At 58.9% G+C, this 22,140-nt stretch carries 19 protein-coding genes; 5 read left to right on the plus strand and 14 right to left on the minus strand.

The features are described from left to right. Positions 1-183: hypothetical protein (locus CJ028_RS21205; protein WP_205684001.1), on the plus strand; the 183-nt coding region annotated here is incomplete at its 5' end. 193 nt (positions 184-376) lie between these two features. On the opposite strand, the gene CJ028_RS10220 is transcribed toward CJ028_RS21205, so the two are convergent. From CJ028_RS10220 to CJ028_RS10240, 5 genes are all read right to left on the minus strand, one after another. Continuing rightward, on the minus strand, positions 377-841 hold the full coding sequence (locus CJ028_RS10220; RefSeq protein ID WP_105035157.1) for a hypothetical protein: 465 nt from the start codon (positions 839-841) through the stop codon (positions 377-379). Beyond that, the gene (locus tag CJ028_RS10225; RefSeq protein WP_105035158.1) at positions 838-1,407 is read right to left on the minus strand and encodes a helix-turn-helix domain-containing protein; all 570 of its coding nucleotides are present in this window, start codon (positions 1,405-1,407) and stop codon (positions 838-840) included. The genes CJ028_RS10220 and CJ028_RS10225 overlap by 4 nt, the downstream gene beginning before the upstream one ends. After that, the gene (locus CJ028_RS20675; protein ID WP_205684002.1) at positions 1,391-1,930 is read right to left on the minus strand and encodes a hypothetical protein; all 540 of its coding nucleotides are present in this window, start codon (positions 1,928-1,930) and stop codon (positions 1,391-1,393) included. The genes CJ028_RS10225 and CJ028_RS20675 overlap by 17 nt, the downstream gene beginning before the upstream one ends. Positions 1,931-2,512: 582 nt before the next feature. Beyond that, on the minus strand, positions 2,513-3,124 hold the full coding sequence (locus CJ028_RS10235; protein WP_105035160.1) for an HAD domain-containing protein: 612 nt from the start codon (positions 3,122-3,124) through the stop codon (positions 2,513-2,515). A 118-nt stretch (positions 3,125-3,242) separates the two neighbouring features. Beyond that, positions 3,243-3,692, minus strand: coding sequence for a hypothetical protein (locus CJ028_RS10240; protein ID WP_129590461.1), 450 nt, complete (start codon positions 3,690-3,692; stop codon positions 3,243-3,245). Positions 3,693-4,126: 434 nt separating this feature from the next. Here CJ028_RS10240 and CJ028_RS10245 point away from each other — a divergent pair, with 434 nt between their 5' ends. Beyond that, the gene (locus CJ028_RS10245; protein ID WP_105035162.1) at positions 4,127-4,324 is read left to right on the plus strand and encodes a hypothetical protein; all 198 of its coding nucleotides are present in this window, start codon (positions 4,127-4,129) and stop codon (positions 4,322-4,324) included. Between the two features lie 106 nt (positions 4,325-4,430). Further along, positions 4,431-4,598, plus strand: coding sequence for a hypothetical protein (locus tag CJ028_RS20955; protein ID WP_161498957.1), 168 nt, complete (start codon positions 4,431-4,433; stop codon positions 4,596-4,598). Positions 4,599-4,651: 53 nt separating this feature from the next. On the opposite strand, the gene CJ028_RS10250 is transcribed toward CJ028_RS20955, so the two are convergent. The 5 genes from CJ028_RS10250 to CJ028_RS10270 all read right to left on the minus strand — a co-directional run bounded on the left by CJ028_RS10250 (position 4,652) and on the right by CJ028_RS10270 (position 11,450). Then, positions 4,652-5,068: a hypothetical protein gene (locus CJ028_RS10250; protein WP_105035163.1), complete on the minus strand. Its 417-nt coding sequence runs from the start codon at positions 5,066-5,068 to the stop codon at positions 4,652-4,654. A gap of 323 nt (positions 5,069-5,391) precedes the next feature. Beyond that, a complete protein-coding gene (locus CJ028_RS10255) occupies positions 5,392-7,506 on the minus strand; it encodes a zinc-ribbon domain-containing protein (RefSeq protein ID WP_105035164.1) in 2,115 nt (704 codons plus the stop codon). 50 nt (positions 7,507-7,556) lie between these two features. Then, complete coding sequence (locus CJ028_RS10260; RefSeq protein ID WP_105035165.1) at positions 7,557-8,648, minus strand: TniB family NTP-binding protein; 1,092 nt, start codon at positions 8,646-8,648, stop codon at positions 7,557-7,559. After that, entirely contained in the window at positions 8,648-10,687 is a 2,040-nt protein-coding gene (locus tag CJ028_RS10265; RefSeq protein WP_105035166.1) for a TnsB C-terminal domain-containing protein, read from the minus strand. The genes CJ028_RS10260 and CJ028_RS10265 overlap by 1 nt, the downstream gene beginning before the upstream one ends. Before the next feature lies 1 nt (position 10,688). Continuing rightward, the gene (locus CJ028_RS10270) at positions 10,689-11,450 is read right to left on the minus strand and encodes a TnsA-like heteromeric transposase endonuclease subunit (RefSeq protein ID WP_105035167.1); all 762 of its coding nucleotides are present in this window, start codon (positions 11,448-11,450) and stop codon (positions 10,689-10,691) included. 249 nt (positions 11,451-11,699) lie between these two features. On the opposite strand from CJ028_RS10270, the gene CJ028_RS10275 reads away from it, so the two are divergent. Further along, entirely contained in the window at positions 11,700-12,029 is a 330-nt protein-coding gene (locus CJ028_RS10275) for a hypothetical protein (protein WP_105035168.1), read from the plus strand. 98 nt (positions 12,030-12,127) lie between these two features. Here CJ028_RS10275 and CJ028_RS10280 read toward each other — a convergent pair whose 3' ends face one another. The 4 genes from CJ028_RS10280 to CJ028_RS10295 form a co-directional block, all read right to left on the minus strand. After that, the gene (locus CJ028_RS10280; RefSeq protein WP_105035169.1) at positions 12,128-15,316 is read right to left on the minus strand and encodes a type I restriction endonuclease subunit R; all 3,189 of its coding nucleotides are present in this window, start codon (positions 15,314-15,316) and stop codon (positions 12,128-12,130) included. Between the two features lie 235 nt (positions 15,317-15,551). Next, positions 15,552-16,814: a restriction endonuclease subunit S gene (locus tag CJ028_RS10285; protein WP_105035170.1), complete on the minus strand. Its 1,263-nt coding sequence runs from the start codon at positions 16,812-16,814 to the stop codon at positions 15,552-15,554. Continuing rightward, positions 16,815-18,383 (minus strand): type I restriction-modification system subunit M, encoded by a 1,569-nt coding sequence (locus CJ028_RS10290; RefSeq protein ID WP_105035171.1) that lies wholly within the window; start codon positions 18,381-18,383, stop codon positions 16,815-16,817. A gap of 360 nt (positions 18,384-18,743) precedes the next feature. Beyond that, positions 18,744-19,376, minus strand: a complete 633-nt coding sequence (locus CJ028_RS10295; protein WP_129590462.1) for a hypothetical protein — start codon at positions 19,374-19,376, stop codon at positions 18,744-18,746. A gap of 329 nt (positions 19,377-19,705) precedes the next feature. Here CJ028_RS10295 and CJ028_RS10300 point away from each other — a divergent pair, with 329 nt between their 5' ends. Then, entirely contained in the window at positions 19,706-20,431 is a 726-nt protein-coding gene (locus CJ028_RS10300) for a hypothetical protein (RefSeq protein WP_105035173.1), read from the plus strand. The last annotated feature ends 1,709 nt before the right edge of the window (positions 20,432-22,140 follow it).

A 22,140-nucleotide genomic window follows, 5' to 3' on the forward strand; every position in this document is an offset into this window, starting at 1 on the left:
TGTGAGATTCCATTGGATCTGTCGATATTTCATCGAGATGACCCCACTGCTTTCGCGAGTCTTGAATCTTTCGGACGGGTCGCCGTTCCATCCGTTCTGTCATTTAATCCCAATGCTCACTTCGACCCTCATCTGGTCGGGGACTCGACCGTCATCAACAGCCGCGTCCCGCAAGACGCGTGACCGAGGCACCCTGCCACCGAAGTTCCGGCGCCAGTAGCCGTTCAAGCACCCAGGCACGGTCGATGTCCGTAGGCAGGTCCCCAAAATCTAGCCGTGCCTCAACGAAGGGACCCGCAACGTCGAGGAGAGGAGCTCCGCTCGAGCCTCGTTAGAACGTCGGCGGGGCTCGTTAGTTGGGCCGTGATCCGATCAGTTAATCGATTTCTTCAAATACGGTCGATTGGCTCTGTTCGATGAACATTTCGCGATCAAAAGCAGCGCCAAGGCGATGGGCGGGTATATCAAAGCGCTCGGACAGCTGAATGAGCAACTCGCGGTGGTACGGGTGCAGAGCTTCGGCGGCAGCAAGTTGAAGGGACGCGAGAGCGGAGGCATCCGTCATCGAATCTGTGTCGATGGTGCTCGAGAACGCGATTAGGTACGTGCTTTTAAGCCGCGCTGCAACGTTTTTGGCACCAGTGAGCAACGAAATTTCATAACTTGTTGATACGAAATACTCGTCGTTCGTATATTCAGCGGACTCAATGGCAAACCCGATCTCTGCACGACCTGGAGCCTCGAATTCAACCGCGAGCTCGCGATTGGCCTTCGCCTCAAGGAGCAGGACTGCGTTGGTACTGATGAATATTGGCTGCACGACAACCGCTTCGCCGGTCATTCAGCCACCACCGCTTGACGGGTGCGCGTCAAGCGCGCAGGCGGCTCCTTCACGGTCGCGGTAACCAAGTCATCCAGGTACGCCCTCTTGACCGCCGAAAGCGACCGTGACGAAACTAGCCTTGGGCGGTCTAGGGCCTCCTTGGCAACCGGGCTGGCCCCCACGATAGAGGTGTAATGATCAGATACTCCCGTGCCATCAGCAAAGGTGGTCTTGTAAATGTGAGCGACCATCTTTCGACGAGAGTTTCGCACCAAGGAGGGCGACTCCTGATCCACGGGGCGCGGAATTACCTGCAGGGCGTACCCAAGAGCCCGGAGATACTTCGCGATCGTCGCTACATGGACGTTTCCGTCGCCATGGAGAACCTGAGACACTCGTCCCTCGCTAACGCCAAGGCGTTCCGCGAGATCTTTCTGATCAATGTCCGTGCGCACACGAAAAGCATGAATGAGGATCTCCGACATCTCCATCGCAAGTTCCGCCGCCGCTTCTTCGAGCTGATATTTGGGATTCGCCTCAAGCTCGGCGACCCAATCGACCACAACGTTAGGCTGCTCGGTCATGGGACAGGTCTTCCTCTCTTACCCGGATCGTTTCGTCCAAGTCTTCTTGTTCAGTCGTTCGCTGACCCCAGGGTTTTCCAAAACAATGACCCAAGCGAATGTCTTGATCAAACCCGGGAATATCCCAATGCGGATCGTTCGGATAGTCGGCGAGCGCTGGGTTCTTGAATTTTCGCTTCTCTGTGAAGCTCCCGTGCCCATCGGTGTCAAAGAAGGACACACGCTTCTGACCTTCTTTGAATTCCCATATGCCGCTTTGCAGCGCATTCACACCACAGGAACGCTGTGACGGAACGCCGTGTCGCGCGAAATACTTGATTCCAGCCACAAGTTGCGCCCGCCTGTCTATCTGGGTATCGGAAGGAAGACCTTCTTTTGCTGCTTCCGGATCTGCAGCCCACATTCCAGTGAGCATTAGCTTGAGCGCATCTTCAGCGGGGGATGTCACTCCATCTGCTTCAACCGCGAAGCTGATGGTGTGAAGTGTCCCGACATGAAACAGTTTACGCACAACTTTAGGCAACTGTAAACTCCCCCTCGATTTACCTGATTCCGTGAGCGTACCGCTCTTGTTTAGGCACCATCCACCATCGAGGCACCTCTACCACCCCCCAACAAGGGGAAAGAATGCAAGTAGGCCACGATCAGACCCTGCTTATAGGTCCTTGAGGACGATGCCTTCTCCCTACACGACGTCGTCCGGCCTTGCGCCACTCCCCCACGCCGAGGCGCGCCAGGAGACTTCGCGGCAAATGATGTCGCGTGTTGCTGACTTAGACAACGTACGAGGAATAAGGAGCGGGCCTTGTCGAAGCGAATGACCAGCACGTGGGGCATCGGTAGGTGGCGATGTGGGTTCCTGTAGGTTCCGCGGCTATCTGGCCGGAATCGATCAAATTGTCGCTGACAGTCGTGCGTGCTTTCGGGGCTTGGCCCAGACGAGAGCGGTCGCGCAACAGGGCCGTCTTCCGAAACTCCTTGATGACCCGATATGGAAGGACGATTGTGCCGGAGCCCCCATATTCCGTCTTCCGCCAGAGCGGCAGCTGATTCCGCGCGTGGTCTTCGCCATCTATCGGTCAGCGACGTGAGTCTCCGTGATCGTTTACATGTGACGGCCGATCATGCCGCGGTTCCCTGCGATCCGCTCAGCGAAAGCACGGATCTCCGCCACCTGTGCGACATGCAGCCCTTGCTCCGATTGCGTCGCAATGAACAAGTTCTGATCCCCGCCCACGACCTCGATGCTCCGCCGCTGCGGACTCATGAACCCGCTCGCTTGGTTGGTCAGCAAGTCGTCGACCATGACGATGGGAGCATTTTGGAGTCCGTTCTCTCGCAGCCACCGGCCTACGGCCAGGGCCTTCACCCAGATTCCTGCAGCCATCTGGTCCCCGCACCGAGTTCCGATCTCGGCAACGTCGTACGGCGCTTCGAGCAGACCAATGGCCGGTACAAGCAGCCGATTCGCCGCTTGATCCCATGTGCTCGCCCAAATTAGCTGGACAAGTTCCTCATTGACGAGCTTGTTGAGGCCCGCCACGACCTCAGGGTCGAAGCAGATTCTGGTCGGGTACGACATGTCATCGGGGAAATCCAGGTCAAGCCAGCCGGTTCGAAGCCGAGGATCGGCTTCGCCCGTGTCTGCCGGATAGGCGAGGAGCGAACCGTCAACGTCCATGAACAGGGGTACCGGGCGGCGGACGGCATTCGACATGACTGAATCCTTCCGAAAATCTGTGGCGAGTTGGCAGAGGAGAATCCCATCTCATCTCAGACCGACCGAGGACAGCAATTTTTCATGGCAGCCAATGCCCGCGCGTGGTCTTCGCCATCTATTGGTCAGCGGTGTGAGTCTCCGTGATCGTGTACATATGCCGGCCGATCATGCCACTCCAGAAGCGGAGCCCGTCCGTCGTCTCGCCCTCGGATCGAGTCACCCGACTATCGGCGGCGTCACGACCGAGCATATCGGCGAGAAACCAGTCGACCTGAGCATCGAAACCAAGGCCACCCGGAACTTTGACCCGGTGAGCGAGGTCGGTGTCGTCTTCGTGGACTTCGAGGACGGCCATGACCCTTCCCCTCCGCTTCGCTGCTAGACGCTCAGCCAACTGGTCGACCTCGTCGCGCAGTTCGAACACCCGCAAGGCAGGGCCGACACCGACTGGCTCGAGGTGGGCCCATTCCTTGAGATCCAGTTGGGCACGGCTGGCCCAGGCGGCACAATCTTCCCACGAGCCGACGAGGACGAACCGGGTGGACGGGCGCACATTGCGTGTCATCTGACCACGGTATCGCGCGCCACCGACACTGACGCCGGGCACACTTTCTTCCTGCCCCTTAAGCTCGAGCAGTGGCTGACTGTCCCGAACCGGGAATGCTTCCGCCCGGCTCGAAAGATGGTGTGCTGCGTCGCGGGGTGGGCTCGACTGGACCCCTGTCTGCGGGCTAGCCTGATTCTGAACCTGCGCCATCTGAGGGAGGAATCGCATGGCCAGTCCACGTCACTCCGCTGATCCGAGTACCCCGCCGCGCCCGTCGAGACGCCCCTCACGCCGCAACTCGCCCGGAGCCTGATAGCCACCCAAGATGCTTGGCCTGTTTGGCGGCCGAGTATGGTCTCCTGTCCAGCGACAAGATCACCACATTCCTGGAAGCTACCCCGACAAACCACGCGCTATTCACGACCCAACGCGCTGAGAACTAGATCCTCGGCGTGCTCCGAGGCACGGAATACCGGTACCCCGGGTTCCAATTCGATAGGGCCCACGGCATCGTCTTCCCCGTCATCGCCCCGCGCATCGAACTTGCCCACGAAAACCAATGGACCGATGAGGACCTGATCCTGTGGATGCAAGGACCCACGACGTCTTTCGAGAACGAGAACCGGCCGGTCGATCACTTGCGTGAGTGAACCAGACCTGGTCCTGGCCGCGGCTCAAAACGAGTTCACGAGCAAATGGTGACCCGATCATCCCTGTGAACGTTGCAGCGCGCTTCGGAAGAACTAGCCTGTTCACATGAGCGAGCCAGTGACACCAGCCAACCTGTCCCAAGATCTGGGAGTATCCCAGCTACGGATCCGTGTTTACCTGCGCGAGCAATATGGAAAGCTTCCCCCACTCGTGCCGCGCTGGTTACTCACCGACGAACAGGCCACCGATGTGCGAGCGCACTTCCGATCCTGACCACCCAGGATCGGGTCGCACGTCCAGAGAGAAACAGGCTGGGCCAATAGATATCAGCGCAAGAAACGCACGACGGTATCCACCGCGTCCTGCTCGGTGGCAGTGAAAACGAACGGGTCCAGGGGCCCACCGTCCTGCGATTCCGAACCGGCGAACTGTTGACGGTCGCCGTATCCAACGTAGTACGCCTCCGCGTACGCGGCCCGGATCAGCTCCGGCAATCCGGCGGGAGCCACCACCCGCTCGGCGTGTCGGGTCCCCCCAGGGTTCGCGATATGGTGCGCGGCCAGATTCCAACCAGCCGTGTAGGCGGCCAGTAGCAGGCGAAGGTGTGGTCGCGGGTCGATCTCGGCGTCGACGATGACGGCGAAAACCAGAGTGGTGGCGCTGAGTTGATGCATGTCGTACCCGACGAGCCCGGGGATGCTGATATCTAGCCGGAGGTCTGCTGCAATGCGCGTTTCTTTCACTAGATGCTCCTCGCACGTGGAATCTGAGTAAACCATCCGCCTCTGACACCGGCGGTGCTGGGAGCTCCGGAGAAAGGACCTCGGATCAGCTCCTTCCCGATCCGGGACCTCGAATCGACGGCTCCTGCGTTTGGGGAGAAACCATATAGTATGCGGCGGGCATATAGTATGCGGCGGGCATATAGGTTCGGGGTGGATCGCGGAATGCTGAGATGGCTGACGGGGCCGTCTCGTCCTGACCGTGGGCTGACATCCAAGCTGCGTGAGCATCAATGGGGCTGGAGCACTCGTCGTGTGTCTCCCACGCCCCCGGTCGCCGGCAGTCACTCTGGAATGGAGCCAACCCCAACCCGCTTCTCTGCCGGGCATTTCGTGCACCCATTTGTCTTGATGCGGTTCGGAAAACCCTGATGCTGCCCGTGGCCCTGCTTGCACCGCCATGCCCGTTTCGTGTTTCCGGGAAGGATTTCCGAGGGGTCAACACCGTCGTTGTTGCTCCAATCCCAGTCGAGAATGAGCAGGGGGTGGCGAGTCGATGCATCGTTGAACCCGGACCAAACTTTACTGTTTCCGCAGTATGGGCAGCTTTGACCGGCCCGGCGTTTGACAATGACCTGTTCGAAGTCGTGCAAGTTGTCGCAGAGCCACCACGCCTTCCGTCCGCTGCCGGCAAGCTCAGTGCTGGGCGTGCGCGTTCCATTCTTGGTGGGGTGCCATTCTTTGGACAGCTCAGGGTCAATATCACTCAACGTGTTGAAGCCGACGAGCGGGTCCTGATTCGCGCAGTATCGGCAGCCCTTACCCGCCACACGACTAGTTATCAGTGCGTCGTACGGGTGACCTTCATCGCAAAGCCACCAGAACTTGGTTCGGCTGTTCCCGGCCACGACATGCTGCGGCGTCATGTCCCCGTTCATCGTCGGATGCCAAGTCACGGCAACATGTGGATGTGTGGTTTCCAGATCGTTCGCGCCGACTTCGATTTTCAGATTCGCACACACTGCACACCCCGTTCCGGTCGCTCGGCTATCCAGCGTTGCCGGGTACACATGCTCGTTGGCGCACAGCCACCAAATCGAGGTTCCCGCACCAGCCAGAACACGCCCGGGGGTAAGAGTCCCGTTCCGCTCATGGTGCCATTCGAATGACAGTGCAGTGTCGGTCAGTAACAGGCCGGTCTTCCCCCATTCGACCATGCGTCCGGCGCACACGAGGCAGCCTCGGCCCTTGACCCTGTTGTTCACCGATTGCCCGAACCTGTGACCAAACGCACACCGCCACGCGGCCTTCAGCGGGCTCCCGAGCGTCAGTTTGCTCATGTCCACTCGGAGGTTCCTGGCAACGTCCCAACCGAGTTCCGTGAGGACCGTGAGCAGCTGCACCCCTGCCTGCCGAAATGGACAGCTCGTCACCCCACCACTCGCGCTATCCTTGCCCTCTGGGTGAAGATGCCCCCGGTCGCACGTGAATCGAGCGATGTCGCTCACCGCCTCCGCTGTGCGTCGTGTGGGGTCGTTTCGTTCTGTGTGTTCGAAGAATGCGGCGTAGGACCCTAAGGGCTCGGCGCTGGTTCGTGAGGCCCTCACGGAGGCATGCGCGACTAGACGCCTAGTTCGGACGTCATGCTGGATTGCGGATGCGCTCATGCCGTTGACCGTCTCGGCGCGACCCCTCGCACGGAGCATCATGGGGCGCAGGTAGCTCCACAGGCAATCAACCACCCAGCCTTCGCCCTCCCGAACAACGCTGGTTATGGCTGCGCTGAGGGTCACTCGAGCTTGAGCGAAAGTCTGGTCGGGTGCGAAGAACCGGTCAACAAAAGTTCCTGACGTGACCTCTCGCAGCACGTGGACGAGAAGTCGGTAATCAGAGCCGGACAACTCGAGTGCGCTTCCTTGCCTCACGCTGCGAAGCACGAAGGCCTCCGTAACGGCGGCGAACAGTGGAGCGTCGATTCGACCCTTCCGGACGAGTTTTCGAAAGAGAACTTCGGCTTCGACAGCAGCCGAATCGATCTGGTATTGGGCGTCAGGCGCTGTTCCTGATCCCACCCACAGGTAGTGACGAAGACACACGTTGCCGTCGAGGTGCGGGTGCTGCTGAACGTCTCCACCCACTGCACACAGCCGGCACATGTATCGGTCAGCGATCCCGGTGAAGCAGCGTTCGCACGTGTCGCCATCAGAATGCAGTGGGACCGCAGTCCTGTGGCGCTCGAAGAATCCCTCATCCAGTCCCCCCTTCCACTCGGCGGCACGTTCAACCGCCTCACGGCTGGACAGCCCCGCGCTGTTCTGGCGAACCGCGCTTACCAACAACGTGACTGTCCCCTCGGTCAGGAAATTCGCCTCAACAAGCCGCTGCAGGTAGCTTGCCGCTGTTTCACGGTGGAGGGGGCGAACTCGTATCGCCAGCCGAAGTCTCAGGTCAAGTGGCATGCTTCACGATTTTCCCTGCGCTCGGCGAGCTACGCTTCAGCTGCACGAGTTCACGCGGCATTCTTTACGCTCGCGTTCGATTTCTTCGCTGCGCTCTTTGACTGCGGCACCGTTGTGAGTATCGCCTCGGACGCCTGCTGTGCCGCGATGTCCACCTCGATGGTGTTAAGCAGGTCGAGGGTTATTCTCTCGTGCTCTGGTTTGAAGTCTTCGAGCACGAGTAGTTGCGCCGCCAAGGTCAACAAATGCACCAGCGACCCGATAGCTCCCTGTGTGCGGTCATAGAGATATGCGCTATGTTCGGCTAGATCGCCCGGCTTGTGGTTGAACAGGCAGAACTCCTCTTCGAAGGCACGGACGATGCCGTTCCATAGCCTCCATTCGTCCGCGTTCGCGGTCGTGTACTTTTGCAGGCGCTGCATGGTGAATCTCCCGGCGATTTGCTGTCCCCGTTCACCTGCAAGGACTCGCCCGCCGTGAAGGCTGATACCGGCGTACACGAAAGTTGCCGACACCTGATTGGACAGACTCTTGAGTAAGTCGCTGCTCTCAACGTTCGATTTATTTGTATCGCTGAGGTGATGCAGTTCGTCGACCACGATGAGTTTCGTTCCGACCTCGTTCAGGACGGACACGACTGTGCGTTGCAACGAGTCGAGGGTCGCTCGGGTAGCCACCGGGAGTCCGAGGAATCGCGCGAACTGGGCCATCATCGACCTCGGAGTTGCGCCTGCAGGCACTTCGACATAGACGACTGGGAGTCTGCCGAATTCACGGAAGTCAGGCACGTCGCGTTTGTACTTGCTGAAGACGGTTTTCATCGCTGCGATTGCCGCAGCCGTCTTGCCCATAGTCGAGCCGCCGGAGATGACCACCCCGGACCTGCCGAAAGCGCGACCCCGATTCACGAGAGTGGCTTGCAGCACAGAGCGCACAACTGCTTTCACCTGCGGCGTGCCTACAATCAGATCGGATCCGTGATAGTCCAGTCGGAGGCTGTTGAACTGTTCGCGGTTCGCGCGCGTCAGTGCCGCGTATGCGTCGAGGCTGGGCAACGCCGGTTTCACTGGCTGACGCTCGAGGAACTTCATGAGGCCTTCCGCCTGATGTAGTTCGAGGTTCTGTGCGTCGGAAAAAAGCATTAGAGAGCGCCCTCATTCATGTCGAACGACCCGAGTTCCATGTAGGAGTTTTCGGTGTCGAGCCCCGCTTCTTTTGGAGAGACGTTTTGCTTTGCAGACCGGGTCTTCGCTGTCCGCGTTGGTGCCGGCACCCCACTCAGCTTGTCCCGATGCGCAGCGACACGGTTCCGTTCTTCCTCGGCCTCCATCTGTGCTCTGGCAGCCCTGGTCGAAGCAAGAATGTCCTGCGTCAGCCTGAGTGCGCTCTGATCTCCAGCCATTCCCATGTCCTCGACGATGCGTTTGGCCTCACTTCGGATATGACGGGAGAACGGCTTCTTGAACGCGTCGCCGTTCATCCAACGACACTCGATCCACTCGCCCGAGTCCTGATCCATGATCCAGACGGCGCCAGGGTTGTACGGGTCATACCGAACGGCCCACTTTCCGCTGCGCGATGCGTCGCCTGATTCCATCAAACGGTAGGGGTGAAGGAGGGGCGAGTCGTATCGCCTCCTCCCGAGCGCGATTCCGTCGGCCTGGATCGTTCGGAACTCTATGGGCATGAGCGAGATGTAGTCGTCAGCCGTCAACGGGATTGGCACGTATCCGGTGAGGTCGAACATCGCCATGTACATCGAGTTTGGAGTGTGAAGGACGCTGGACTCCAATGGGTCGCGAAGCGCGTCGTGCCGAAGGTTCTGCCAGACGATGGTCACCCACCGGTCAAACAGCTCCGTCAATGTGTAGATGTCGAGCAGATCGGCGTCTTTCGACGGGTCTGCACCACGATTCGTAACAGTGCCACCCGTGTAACCCGGAAGGTGCTGCGCGAACAGCGTCTTGATCGAATGGAACGTCCGCTCAACCATCGCCTTGTCGGTCGGGCTATACGTGGACGACTCCGTGATGCTGATTCCCAACTGCTCACAAGCGGACCTGAAGACTGTGGAGATGTAATCTGCGCCGTTGTCCACCATGATCCGCTGCGGAACGATAAACGCCTGCGCCGCGTCATACCGGGCCGCGTCCTCGGGTTCGAGGAGCTTTACCCACGGCATCACCGGAAGCTCGTGCTTGGTGAAGTGCTCTCCTCCCGGACGCAGCGGGCGTGGAACGACCGCCTTCGCCAGCAGCAATGCGTGGTCGACACCCTTCGATGCCTTCAGCACGACGCTGTTCGCAATGATCGAACGAGTGGCCTTATCAACCATGATCGTGAGGACCGCGCGCGTGGGCCTGCCAGTACCATCGATCACAAGGATGTCGAACGGGGACGAGTCAATCTGCACTTCGTGACCAGGCATGATGGCAGGTCTGCTCTCGAACATGCGGTCTGGCGCGTTGGCCTTCGAACGTCGGTTCGCCGCATTGCCTAGCGTGTATCGCCCCTTCGCTAGGTAGGTGACGTACCGCCACAGAGTGGTACGCGACGGCACCGTCACAACCTGACCGGGGAATCGCTTGAGCAGTTCTTCCTTCACGTTCTCAGCGATTCGTTCCATGGATCCCGTGGACTTGTTCTTCTCCTTCGCAAGAACTACCCGGAGCGCTTCAAGCACCCGGTCATCAGCACGGGCGAGTGGCATTGGCTTGAACAGCTCCCGCCGGTCGATGAGGCCGGCCACGCCGTGCTTGTTGTACAACGCCTTTTTTCGCTTGAGCGTGACCTCGGACATCCGCATGCCAAGGGCTGTCAGCTCCTTTGACTTCGTCCGAAGGCGAGCGGAAGCTGTCGAATCGCGAAGTTCATATTCGGGACGTTGCGCTCCGGACCCCGGCAGAGGCGTTCCTCGCGTCATTTCTTCAAGGTGAGCCGCGAGGAGTTCAGCATACGTCCGCTCCTCTTCCGTCGCCAGGTCGACGTCCCGAGCATCAACCTCAGTGCGCTCCGGTGGCTCCTCGAGCGCAAGAGGCATTTCACTCACAGGGATGACGGTGTACTCACCCGTGTCGGTGTTGCGAAGCTTCAGGCCCGCTCCACTCACCGAGGCCAGAACGAAGTTGCCGTTGGTGAGACGTACTTCAGCACCGACTTTCAAGTACCGGATCTTATGCATGTCAGGCCCTCCAAATCGGGGTGGATTGTGACAACGGCTCCGACAAGTCGAAGTAAATCTTCCGGTTCCACATCATGTTGTAGAGCTGCGGAACGTATTTCGCGGGCACCTTGAGGTCGAGGAGGAGCAGTAAATCCGCGAACGGCCGTTCGTGGTCGAGGAAACCGAGCACTCGTTCAGCTAGGACCACATCCGGGTGACAACGCTCGTTCCGATATGCCGCCAACCACTCGAGGTTGTGCCGGACTACCCTCTCGACGCCTGCAAAGACCTCGTATCGCCAACCCGTCTTGCGGCACAGGTCTTCGGTCTTCTGGAATTGCGCCGCCGCTTTCTCGTCAATTAGTTCCGACGGCCGGACGTCGTAGAGAACCTGGGAACCGTCCGCGTGCACGGCGAAAAAGTCCGGATAGTGGCGGCTGCCATCGGCGAAAATGATGCACATTGGCTGTGGTGCAATCGCCTGGATGCTGTGGCGGTGGTCCCACCACATGAGGGCGGTGTATTCGGCCATTGATTCGTGCCATACGAGCCTGCCGGTTCCAGAGAACCAGTAGAACCCCTCATAGTGACGGCGATGCTGATATTTCGCTGGTTGCCGCGACAGTTGCGCCAAGTGAAGCCCCAACTTCGTCGCAGCGCGATTCGCCGGAGCGGCTCGCGGGCATCCGTCGGCGTCGGTCCACATGATGACGTCGCCGCCTGAAATCGGCTGAACGCCTGAGAAACCGTCTGGACCTTTTCGACTGGCCTTGGGCCTCATCGGGCCTCCGCCAATTCGTCATGTCCAAATGCAACGGCGAGGATGCAGTTTCTTGATCTGTTCCTTCTACCGATTGCTTCCGAACTCTCATGCCATTTCACAAGGCGCTCCTTACTTTGGGCGGCAAACCACAAGGGATGTGGTTTGCTTGCTAGCATGCTAGCTAGCAAGTTAGTTAGTTGGTCTTTTAGACTGCTTATGCGTTCTAAGATATCACTGTTTGTCTAAAAGACCTATAGATTTGAGCACATGAGCGATCCGCGATTCAAGCCTCGGGCGTACACCACCGAGCCGAACGCGTTCGGAAAGGCCGCCAGCCTGGGCTGGATCACACCAGTGACGGAAGCTGAAGATGACCTATGCCGGGCAGCCCAGCTGCAGCACACGTACGCGGTGCGCATAAACCGACGACTACGGGACATACACAAAACCGTGCGCGACTACTCACAGATGACCGGCATCGGATACGACCGATTAGCGAAGGTGCTGAGGGGCGACGCCATCATGCGCCTGGAGGACATCGCACAAGCAGAACGACTCTTGGGAGATATTCTCGACACGTGCGACAAGGGCCGCTAGCAACGAGGTTGGATTCGAGCAGCGGCGCTCATGTACCCGCGCTGTCACCGCCGTGACGTCCTGGGCGCACCTGCGGCGGGAACACTCTCATCTCCTGCTTACGCGGCTGTGGCGTAAACGCTAGAACCGTCGTCAAAGTAGCTCTCGAAAATATGCTGATAAACAGCGTCGCACTTCTCTTTGTACAGGTCGGCTGTGAAAGAAGTAGGTAGAACACGGTCGAGTCGCGACTCGACTTCGACTCGCACCGCCGCTCTGGACTGCTGACGCTTGCGCCAGTCGACAACCAGCCGTTCACGCTTGAGAGCCCCGAGGAGCTCAGCAGAGGCGAGCTTCAACGCTTGATGCTCTGCAGCCGTGAGGTCCGGTGCCGGCTTGAGCAAGAGGTCATAAATTGCAAGTTCCTCCTCGGTCAAGCCTTCACGAAGCGCCCGCTGCTCTTCGTCGAGGATGGAATGCGAAAGTCTGACCAGCTCGTCGAAGAATTGTTGGATATTCAGCGACCCCGCGTTGTACTTGTCGATCATCTTCTGGAAGCGATCGAGCCAGTCATTGCGTGTTGGGTTGAGGGCCGCGAGGGAGACGATGCGCTGTTGCACACGCGACCGCAACTTATCGATCTCTGTGCGTTTGGTGTTGCTCTTGGCGAATTTCTGAATCAGCGCCTCGAAATCAATCTCCGAGAGATTGATCGGCCTTGATTGATGCACCTCCGGCGCCCGAATTACGTAGGCGTTCGCAGCAACGGAGCGATCAAGCAGCTCGTCGACTTGCTGCACGACATCGCTAATGTCCGCTTTCGGGTCATCCTTCGTGAGTTCTTTGGCAAGGTAATGCAGCGCCGCTCGCACTTCACCGAAGTCTGTTGCTCGCGTGTCGGGGAGCACAGCCTTGAACAACTGATTCACGACGCGCTCATGGGTCAGGAACTCCAACCGGACGGCGTCATTCACCAGGACGCTCTCAACACATTTGTCGGCCTCGCGCACCACATCAAAGCCCGTCGCGAGGATGAGAGCATCAAGGTCGACCCCAATGGTTCGACAGAAAGCGAGCGCGCCGGCTTCGGCCTCGGCCAGGAGGGCGACGAGTTCTCCCTTCTCCTGGATTGGATTAACCCCCTCGCCGTTGTCGCGCCTCGGGGTGTAGAGCGCCAGCGCCTCACGCAGCCGAGCGAATACGCCGACATAGTCGACGATCAGCCCGTTCTCCTTGCCTGGGTAGACACGATTCGCCCTTGTGATCGTTTGCAGCAAAGTGTGGTTCTTGAGTGGCTTGTCTAGGTAGATCGTTGAGCACGATGGCACATCGAAGCCGGTTGACCACATGGCGCACACAAACGCGAGGCGGAATGGGTCGGCCGGGTCTTTGAATTTCGACTGCAAGTCTTCGTCGACCATGCGCTTGCGGTGCGACACGATGTCGAGACCCAGCGCTCGCATGTCCGCCATTTCGTTCTGGGCTTGCGAGACAACGACCGCCATGTCAGTGCTTGTGAGCAGCCGCAGCTGTGATTCCAGGGCTTGGCGGTCGGTCTGGGAGACGGACTCGGGATGACGCAACTGGGCCGTCACCGTCGCGATCCGCACCCCGAACCGCTTCTTCACCTTGTCGTACATGCGCACGGCGGCAGCCTTGTCGATGCTAACTACCATGGCCTTCCCGAAAAAGCCCCGGCCAAGGAAGTGTTCGACGAGATCGTCGGCGACTCGTTCCAACCGTTCATCACGCGTAATCAGGTGATACTCGCGCCCGAAGTGCCGTCGAAGCGCTCTCTCCTGGTCTTCGTCGAGCGCCGCATCGTCGAGGATGCTCTGGAATTCCTCACTGAAATTCTCGCTGGCGAGCTGAAGCTCTGGTGTGCGATTCTCATAGTAGAGCGGCACGGTTGCGCCATCCCGAATCGACTCATGGTAGTCATAAACGCTGACGTAGTCGCCGAATACTTCTCGGGTGAGTTCTTCACCGGCCATGAGCGGCGTGCCGGTGAATCCAACAAAGCGAGCATTAGGAAGGGCATTGCGCATGTTAAGCGCGAGCGTGTCGTATTGGCTTCTATGCGCTTCATCGACCATGACAATGACATCGTCCCGTGAGGACAGCTCGGGGTAGACACCGCCGCGTTCCGTGCGGAACTTCTGGATGAGCGTGAAGACGTATCGGTGGTCCTCGCCGAGCAGATCCTTGAGGTGGTCCGCGCTCGTAGCCTGCACGTGCGCCTCATGAACGATGCCGGCTTGCTGGAATTCCCTGTACGCCTGCTTGTCGAGGTCATCGCGGTCTGTGATCACGACGAACGACCAATTCCCAGGCTTCTTCCGCAGGATCTTCTGACTCAGGAACATCATGGAGACGGTCTTGCCGCTGCCCTGCGTGTGCCAAAAGACACCAAGGCGGCCGGCATCCGCGGCAGTCATGCCGTTGAGACGCTCGATGGTGGCGTTGACACCGAGGTACTGGTGGTTCTTGGCCGCCAGTTTGATGAGTCCGTGCTCCTTTTCCTGAAAGACAATGAAGTTCTCGCTCAGATCCAGCAAGCGTTCGGGGGTGGCGATCCCCCGCAACATCCGCTCGAGCGAGACCGTGGCAGCCTTTTCGTTTTCGTTGTCAACGTAGCGCCAGTCAGCGAAGTGATCCCACTGGGAGGAGACGGTGCCGAGCTTGCTCTCGCGCCCGTTTGAGAGAACGACCAATTGGTTGTAGTCGAATAGTCGCGGAATGGTGTCGCGGTAGTCGCGGAGGTTGTCGCTATACGCGAGCTTTAGATCCCTATGGCTCGCTTTGAGTTCGACAAAGAGAAGCGGGATGCCGTTGACGAATCCGACGAGATCGGCTCGGCGCTTGTAGAGCTCGCCCACCACCCACAGTTGGGACACGAGCAAGAAATCGTTGTTTCGCGGATTGTTCCAATCGACCAGGCGCACGGTCACCGAATCGCTTGCACCGCTCGCTCGGCGGACCGTGGTGAGCACTCCGTCGCGAAGAAGCTTCCAAACCTCGCGATTCGCGCGGACGCGGTCCATCACCGAGCGATCAAGAGTGATGGCGTCGATTGCCTGCTGGATGGCAGCCCCACCCACCTCGGCATCCAAATCCGGGTTGATCCGTTTGAGTGCGTCTCTCAGGCGACCGATGAGGACGACCTCGCTTTGGTTGTCTCGACCGAGCGTGCCGTCGTCACCAAAAGTCTCGGTGTAAGCGTTTATCGTCTCCCAGCCGAGCCGACCGAGAAGCGTGATAGCCGGACGCTCGACAAGCGAGTCCTCGTCGTATCTTTGCGCAGTCATCGTCGGAGCTTGCCGCAGGCGTTGGCGTTCCCTGTGTGCATAACCTTCATGCGTGCCACCCCCTACACTTCACACATTTCACTTTCCAACTAGATACATCTCAGACACTATCGAGTGTTGTGGGCTAGCCACATCACGGCAGGCCATCTAGTCGCGAAAGAATCCTCGACTCTGCAACGACCGCCTCGCACGGGGTCGCGAAAAGTCCCAGACATCGACGTCCGAGACATGAGCTCTATGCCTGCGCCCGCGCTTGCCGCCACGCAGATTCCTGTTCCTGGATGCGAGCAGAATCGATGCCAAAGCCACTGACGTCGATCTCACCGGAAATGAGTTTAGGGAGGAGGAGATCGCGTTGACCAAGGAGATTTTCGTTGGTCGCTGAAAGCGAATGAATCAAGTCGAAAGTGGGGCCTATGGCAACGGAAAAAGATGTCTCCGCCTCCGGGCTCGGCGCAACAACTCTTAGCTCATCAAAACAGGCCGTAGAAACGCGCTGTCGACCGGTCGCCCCGCTCATGCTGCCAATGGCGACCGATCGTACGCGTGCCGATCTCGCCAAGCAGTAGGCGAAATACGGCGAAACGGATCTGGCCCGCAACACAATGAGTTCAGTGGAGCCGCATGCCACCTCGTTGTCCGCAAGCCCATACACATAACCCGTCTTTCCATTCTGCAGGCTGGGCGTTATGCGCGCCATGAGGGTGTCCCCGCGCATGAACTTGACTCCCGTTGCACGCGCTCGCGTCTCGAAGCCCCCAAGGGTCATATCCGTTGTCGAGAGAGCGCTCATCGGGAGATAGCGGACTTCCCCAGAGGGCGTTGGCACCCGAGGATTCACGTCGACCAACGCCGTGAAAGGGACCACCCGGGAGGCTTCGGCCCAGTCAATTCCAGCTTCGAAATCGAATCGAGCCCTGAATTCCGCGTGGATTGCTTCTTCCAGTACATCGATTCGGCGGCGGTTGATCTCAATCAGGTCGTCGAAAGCGGCCAGTACTGCACCAACCTTAAGCTGTTCGGTTAGCGGAGGGAGCGAGACAGTGAGGCTCAACACGCGTTCGGGGGATGTGTGCCGCACGGTCGAACCTGTCGCGCTCGCACGTATCTTTGCGCGAATCGAGTCATCGCACAGAACGTAGAAGAGATACGAGCTAGTCAGAACTGTCGTGTCGAGGTCTGTCACTAGTCCGAGTCGCTGATTGTGAAGGTATCTTCCGGAAGACGGAATCCGAACTGGCGAGCCGAGAATCGGGGCCTCTTGAGTGAGATCAGTCATAGCGATAATGACGTCCCCGCCGACAAGCTCAAACTGTCCCGGGAAATCCCCGTTGTAGTACTTCTCCTTGGACCCCTTGAGTTTCAGCCCGCCTCCGATTCTGAAGTTGCCCGGGCTAAGGAGAACCTTGTCGCCGTCCGAGACAAAGTGCTCGCCTTTGAATGCAAACCCGTGACGAATGCGCATCAGGTCCGCCAGGCGCCATTCTCTGCGCAACATCTAGATTCCGTCCAGCAGAGTCGCAAGGTTGAGTTGCACCTCGTCGGTCAGCGCCGCCGCGTCCGCCGACAAAAAGGCGAACTCCTCAGCGAGTTCCTCCAGCCTCACTTGGAGATTGACACCGTCATCGTCGACGGCCGTTGTGCCGACATAACGGCCGGGGTTTAGGCTCCAGCCTTGTTCCTCCAGCTGGTCTCGAGTCGCAACAGCGCAAATGCCCGGAATGTCGCGGTAGGTGGACCCGGGGAAATGAGTGGCCATGAGCGCGCCGTCGGCATCGACAGCCGAAGCCGCCGCGAGCTCCGGCTGCTCGCCTCTGTATAGACGCACGATGTTGGCAAGGAACTCGAGCTGCTCCTCACTAAAAGTACGATGTGCTCGATCGACTTGCGTGAAGATGTGGCGGGCGTCTATGAAGAGCACCTCGTTCGACCGTTGGGCGTCCTTCTCCTTCGCCCGATCAAAGAACCAAAGTGTGCATGGCAGCGTGACCGTGAGAAAGAAGTTGGTGGAGACGCTCAGAATGACGTCGACAGCACCCGTCAGGATGAGTTTGCGGCGCAACTCGGATTCTGATCCTCTGGCGTCTCCTGCTGAATTTGGCATAACGAATCCGGCGCGACCTTCCTCATTGAGTGCCGAATAGAACATCTGCAGCCAGAGGTAATTGCCGTTGTCCGCGGTGGGCAGGCCGAACGGGAAGCGCGGGTCATTGGCAATTTTCATCTTGTCAACGCCGTTTACGTTGAAAGGCGGATTCGCCATCACGAAATCAAAGGTGCCGACCATATCGAAGGGATCTTCGTAAAAACTGTTCGCTTGTGCGATCTCTCCGGCGAGACCATTGACAGCCAAGTTCATCTTGGCGAGCCGAACGGTGTCGCTCTCCTTCTCCTGCCCATAGATCGAGAGCACTTCGTTATTGGCTTGACGGTGACGTTCCAGAAACTTGGCGCTCTGCACGAACATTCCGCCCGAACCCGACGCCGGGTCGAGGATGCGGCCTGCATGCGGTTCGATGATCTCGACAATCAGTCGAACGAGGGGGGTCGGTGTGAAGAACTGGCCGCCGCGCTGCCCCTCGCCCATCGCGAACTTCGCAAGAAAGTACTCGTAAACCTTGCCGTAGGCATCACCCGAGATACCCTTCATGAGCTCATCCACTTGTCGCAGCAGGCCGACAAGGATCACGTTGCCGAGCGTGGCATAGCTGAGAGGCAGCACGCCGCGAAGCTCTTCGTTCTCGGACTCAACCGCGCGCATTGCGTCGTTCATAGCCTTGCCCAAGTCCTCCCCTTCGGGGAGTAACTTGAGGTAGCCGTAGCGGGCTTCTGGCGGCAGATAGAGGACCCCGCGGGACTGGTAGTCAGCCTTGCCGATCACCCGGCGACTCGTCGACAGACCCGCGAACTCCGCCTCCGCCTCCGCGAAGCGCTGCTCGGCATGGCGCAAGAAGATGACGCCGAGAACCGGTGTCTTGTAGTTCGCCTGACTCAGATTAGAGTTGGCGCGCAAGTCATCAGCGATTCCCCAAAGCTTGGATTGAACGGCGAGAATGTCGTCTGTCATTGGGATCTCCATCGTAGAAAACGTGTCTTCGGGCGCGTTCAAGTGGCACTCGGCGCAGGTACCGAGGCGAGGCCGGACACCGGACGGCGGGAACCCCAATCGAGCGAAACTTGCTTGTGGTCTCCGCCTGATAATCGTAGAACGCGCAGGAGCACGAACCTACCAACCGAGCCACGCCTGGCCCCTCGCAACCATCGCGCCCCTGGCTGGCTACCGAGTACCCTAAGAGCCGGCAGATGAGGGTAGTGAAACCAGTTCTCCCCCGGCCGGGGCGACGGCACCAAGCCGAAAACTGCTTATTGTCAGCACCGAACGACGGACGGACACGGCGAAACGCGGATAAGCGCGCGAAGTGCCGGACTATGGCATCTCTGTCACATTCAGATCGGTGTTACTCGGTTCGAGACCGGACACTGTAGACGTCTCCACGTCTTCTACCTGCAACATGAGCATGAATGCGTTCATTGAACGCTTCTGAACGGTATCGAGAACTTCGATTAGCTCGGGGATTGAAACTTCGTGCTGGAGGAAGCTAAACACCAGAGTGGCTGGGTTCCAAGACATGAAGTTCCCATCCTGGACGGGGTTCTCCGTCGTCATCCACATGGTCATTTGGCGCCCGGGATCGACGATCCAGGACTCCTCGATCCGCTCGTCAAGATGAATCATTCCGTCCCTGAGGCCTTTGAGGGCAGTCAGGCGATTATCGTCAAGCCCGAGGAGGTCTCGGAGGTCTTCCCCTCTGCGCGGGAAAGCAAGAGCCAAGGGTTTGCGTCTGCTCGGGAGGGGCCAAATGAAGGCTGCAACCGTCCCGGCCGACGTAACCATGATTTGAGCATTCTCCGCCTGGCCACCGGCAAGGAAAGTCTCGGCTGCCTTCTTTGCCATCACCGCCTGGCTCCCGAGGGTGAAAAGCATGATCGATAGCATCTCAGAGGGCGAAACAAGCTTGTCAAGGTCCACGGAGTACGCACCCATGTTTATTATCTGCACCCTTGCACGCTAGCGGGCGGGCGACGTTCGCATGCCGACCTCGGACTCCTGAGATGACTGGCGACGCCAGACTCATGCAGACGGCGATGCCGCATGCCTTGAGCAACTCCCTGTTTCACTCTGAATCTCCACCATTGACCCGCAGCAGCACTCCGCAGCGCGCCGTGAACGCAACCGCTGGTCTCAGCGCTGGTCGACCGTGGGCTAGCAGGTCTTTTCCGCATGGAACCAGGCTATGACCTCCTGAATGTCTCGTTTAGTCGACGGTGTCGGCGGCCCGATAGAGTGCGGAAGAGCCGGGTGTCGGCCACATAGTCAGAGGTCAGCACATGGCTCGCGAGATTCTCGAATACGTCGTCTTTAGCTCCACCCGCACCGGCGTGCCCCTCGAACACACATTCGCGCAGCTTATGAACGAAGTAGACGAGGACAACGCAGGCCAGAAGGACAACCTGATCTTCGACCGAGAGCGCGGCTATGAGGTGGTATCGGGTGGCCCGCGTACGCACGACGAGGCTTACGCACACGTCCAGATACTCCTCGCAAACATCGTCGATGACGACGACTGCACGACTCGGTCCGCTTACGCTATCCAGACCGTCGACCAGAACGAACTCGGCTGGCTGTTCGGGGCGCTCGTCTGGTACGAGGCGAGTCAGAACCGGTCTTCGTCGAGCCTGGACGCGGACGCACTCTTGTCCAACTTTGAGCTTGAAAAGTTGCCTATCGCCTATATCGATTACAGGGCTGTCGACAACCTGCTCGAGGCCTCGGCAGCCGCCGGCATTAAGTGGGAGACCGAACCGCAGGAGACCCGAGGCTACATATTTGAGTTCTTCAGCCTCAACTCAACTGGGGACGGGTATGACGGTGGGGGCATGGGCGCTTCAATCCACAGCCTCACCAAGACCTGGAAGAAGCAGAAAAGCATTCTCAAAGAAACGTTCGGCAGCAAGAGAATGGCGAAGCTCGTGGAACATCGCCTCGACGGGGACGCGCAGGCGATGGTTCTTGCGCTCTCTGCGGAGAAGGCGCAGAAGGCCCAGAAGCGATAGCGAACGACGAAGACCGCGGACTCGGACGACCGGCAGGCTTCTCCTCGTGCAAGGATCGGCTGATGCCTGGACTGCGGGCTAACCTGACCTGGATCTGCACCACCTAGGGCGGGCAGCGAATGATCGATCAAAACAACTCTGCTGAATCAGGCCGAAAAGGCCGCTCCAGGTGGGTGCCCGTTCAATGCCTCAAGATTTCTGCTTGGCGTGTGGTCTCCCGGATCACTCGCTCGGAATCGCCAGTCCGAAACTGAGTCCCCCCGCGGTCTAGGCGGTGCCGTTCTATCCCTGGGCGGAGCAGGCCTATCGTCATCGGAGGCAATCATCTGGGACGTACCCGGTCCAGCCTCGCGTATCGGCGAGCTAGCTTGCGCATCTCCCTACTGTCCAACTCGCGTCCGTGCGATTTGTGGACTTCGTCATTCGCAGCCCAAAGCCATCGCTCGACAGCCCTAGGGCCGTACCCGCGCTTGCCCAGTGCCCAGCCGACAAGAAGAGGCTCGACGCGCCTCATGTGCTCGTCATAGACGAAGAATGCCTGGGTACCCTTCATCGCCATATCCTGCATTGGGTCAAGCTTTGAAAGCATGATTTGTAGCTGGAAGGACAGCCATGTGCTTACACGGTTTGCTGAAGGGTCGATGAATCGCAAAGAATGGGGTGCGGACGCGGGGAGGAATACCTCGAAGCTCTCTGGGTCGAAAGGCCTCGCGGACCATGCTGATCGCAGTTGAGTGAGCACGTCGGATGCCCATCGGTTTCTCAGCGCAAGCATTTCGTCTCTGCGAGTCCAACCTCGCGTGATGCGCTGGACAAGCAGGGTGCCAACGACGCCGATGCCAGCAGCAAGAACGGTCGCAATGAGACTCTCCATGCGGTCAGCCTATGGCCGAACACCTCTAGCAATGGGCCACACGAGCCAGTCTCAACGTCATGAATGGTCTCCACTACTCAGCAGAGGAAGGCGCCGCATTGGTCACCCGGTAGGCCACCGACACCACAGAAGCCGAGCGCGGCAATTCGTGCAGATGCGTGGTCCGATGACGCCCCATTGACAATGCAATCAGTTTTGGCTGGCAAGCGCTTGAGCCCCGAGGTCGATGAGGACGGATTCCCTCCCGCGCACTCACGCCCCACCGACGGCGCATGCCTCGAGCCCGAACCACTCTCCGCCGATCGCATCATCGTCGTCTGGATGTGTCCGACACACGGCGCTTAGCGTCGCGGACCCATTCGAGGGCGGGTAAATCAGTCACAGTTCTTGTAGGTTGCGTCGACGCTAGATCTTCTTTGCGACAGTCAACAGCAACTCCATTAGCTGTGGGCAGGGGAAACTATCTACGTCGTTGCTCTCTGTTCCCTTCTCTGGAGGCGGACCGATTACGCGCCGCGCAAGAGCGTCATAGATGCACCGGATCATCCACCACACGATCTGGGTCGAGACAGGCACCTGAAGCATGAGGAAGCACACCGCACTGGCCAGTAGGTAATCGATGACGGACGGCGTCAGCGGATCCCAGCCACACCAACACTGGCGCGCTCTCGCACGATCCGTGGTGCTGAACTGCACTATTGGGTGGTGCGCAAAGACTCAATTACTTACCCTTGGGCTTTGACGCTGTTTCACCCGATCTGATACCGATGTATCAGTTCTGAATTCGATGTATCAAATCGGATGAAACATGTATCAAGTCCAAGCGAATCTCACA

It is taken from the genome of Cryobacterium aureum (genome assembly GCF_002954245.1).
GTDB lineage: Bacteria > Actinomycetota > Actinomycetes > Actinomycetales > Microbacteriaceae > Cryobacterium > Cryobacterium aureum.

Bases quoted from the DNA above. Each gene is read 5' to 3' on its own strand.
- CJ028_RS10220 (WP_105035157.1), bottom strand. From the start codon at position 841: ATGACCGGCGAAGCGGTTGTCGTGCAGCCAATATTCATCAGTACCAAC.
- CJ028_RS10225 (WP_105035158.1), bottom strand. From the start codon at position 1,407: ATGACCGAGCAGCCTAACGTTGTGGTCGATTGGGTCGCCGAGCTTGAG.
- CJ028_RS10235 (WP_105035160.1), bottom strand. From the start codon at position 3,124: ATGTCGAATGCCGTCCGCCGCCCGGTACCCCTGTTCATGGACGTTGAC.
- CJ028_RS10240 (WP_129590461.1), bottom strand. From the start codon at position 3,692: ATGACACGCAATGTGCGCCCGTCCACCCGGTTCGTCCTCGTCGGCTCG.
- CJ028_RS20955 (WP_161498957.1), top strand. From the start codon at position 4,431: ATGAGCGAGCCAGTGACACCAGCCAACCTGTCCCAAGATCTGGGAGTA.
- CJ028_RS10255 (WP_105035164.1), bottom strand. From the start codon at position 7,506: ATGCCACTTGACCTGAGACTTCGGCTGGCGATACGAGTTCGCCCCCTC.
- CJ028_RS10260 (WP_105035165.1), bottom strand. From the start codon at position 8,648: ATGCTTTTTTCCGACGCACAGAACCTCGAACTACATCAGGCGGAAGGC.
- CJ028_RS10265 (WP_105035166.1), bottom strand. From the start codon at position 10,687: ATGCATAAGATCCGGTACTTGAAAGTCGGTGCTGAAGTACGTCTCACC.
- CJ028_RS10270 (WP_105035167.1), bottom strand. From the start codon at position 11,450: ATGAGGCCCAAGGCCAGTCGAAAAGGTCCAGACGGTTTCTCAGGCGTT.
- CJ028_RS10275 (WP_105035168.1), top strand. From the start codon at position 11,700: ATGAGCGATCCGCGATTCAAGCCTCGGGCGTACACCACCGAGCCGAAC.
- CJ028_RS10280 (WP_105035169.1), bottom strand. From the start codon at position 15,316: ATGACTGCGCAAAGATACGACGAGGACTCGCTTGTCGAGCGTCCGGCT.
- CJ028_RS10285 (WP_105035170.1), bottom strand. From the start codon at position 16,814: ATGTTGCGCAGAGAATGGCGCCTGGCGGACCTGATGCGCATTCGTCAC.
- CJ028_RS10290 (WP_105035171.1), bottom strand. From the start codon at position 18,383: ATGACAGACGACATTCTCGCCGTTCAATCCAAGCTTTGGGGAATCGCT.
- CJ028_RS10300 (WP_105035173.1), top strand. From the start codon at position 19,706: ATGGCTCGCGAGATTCTCGAATACGTCGTCTTTAGCTCCACCCGCACC.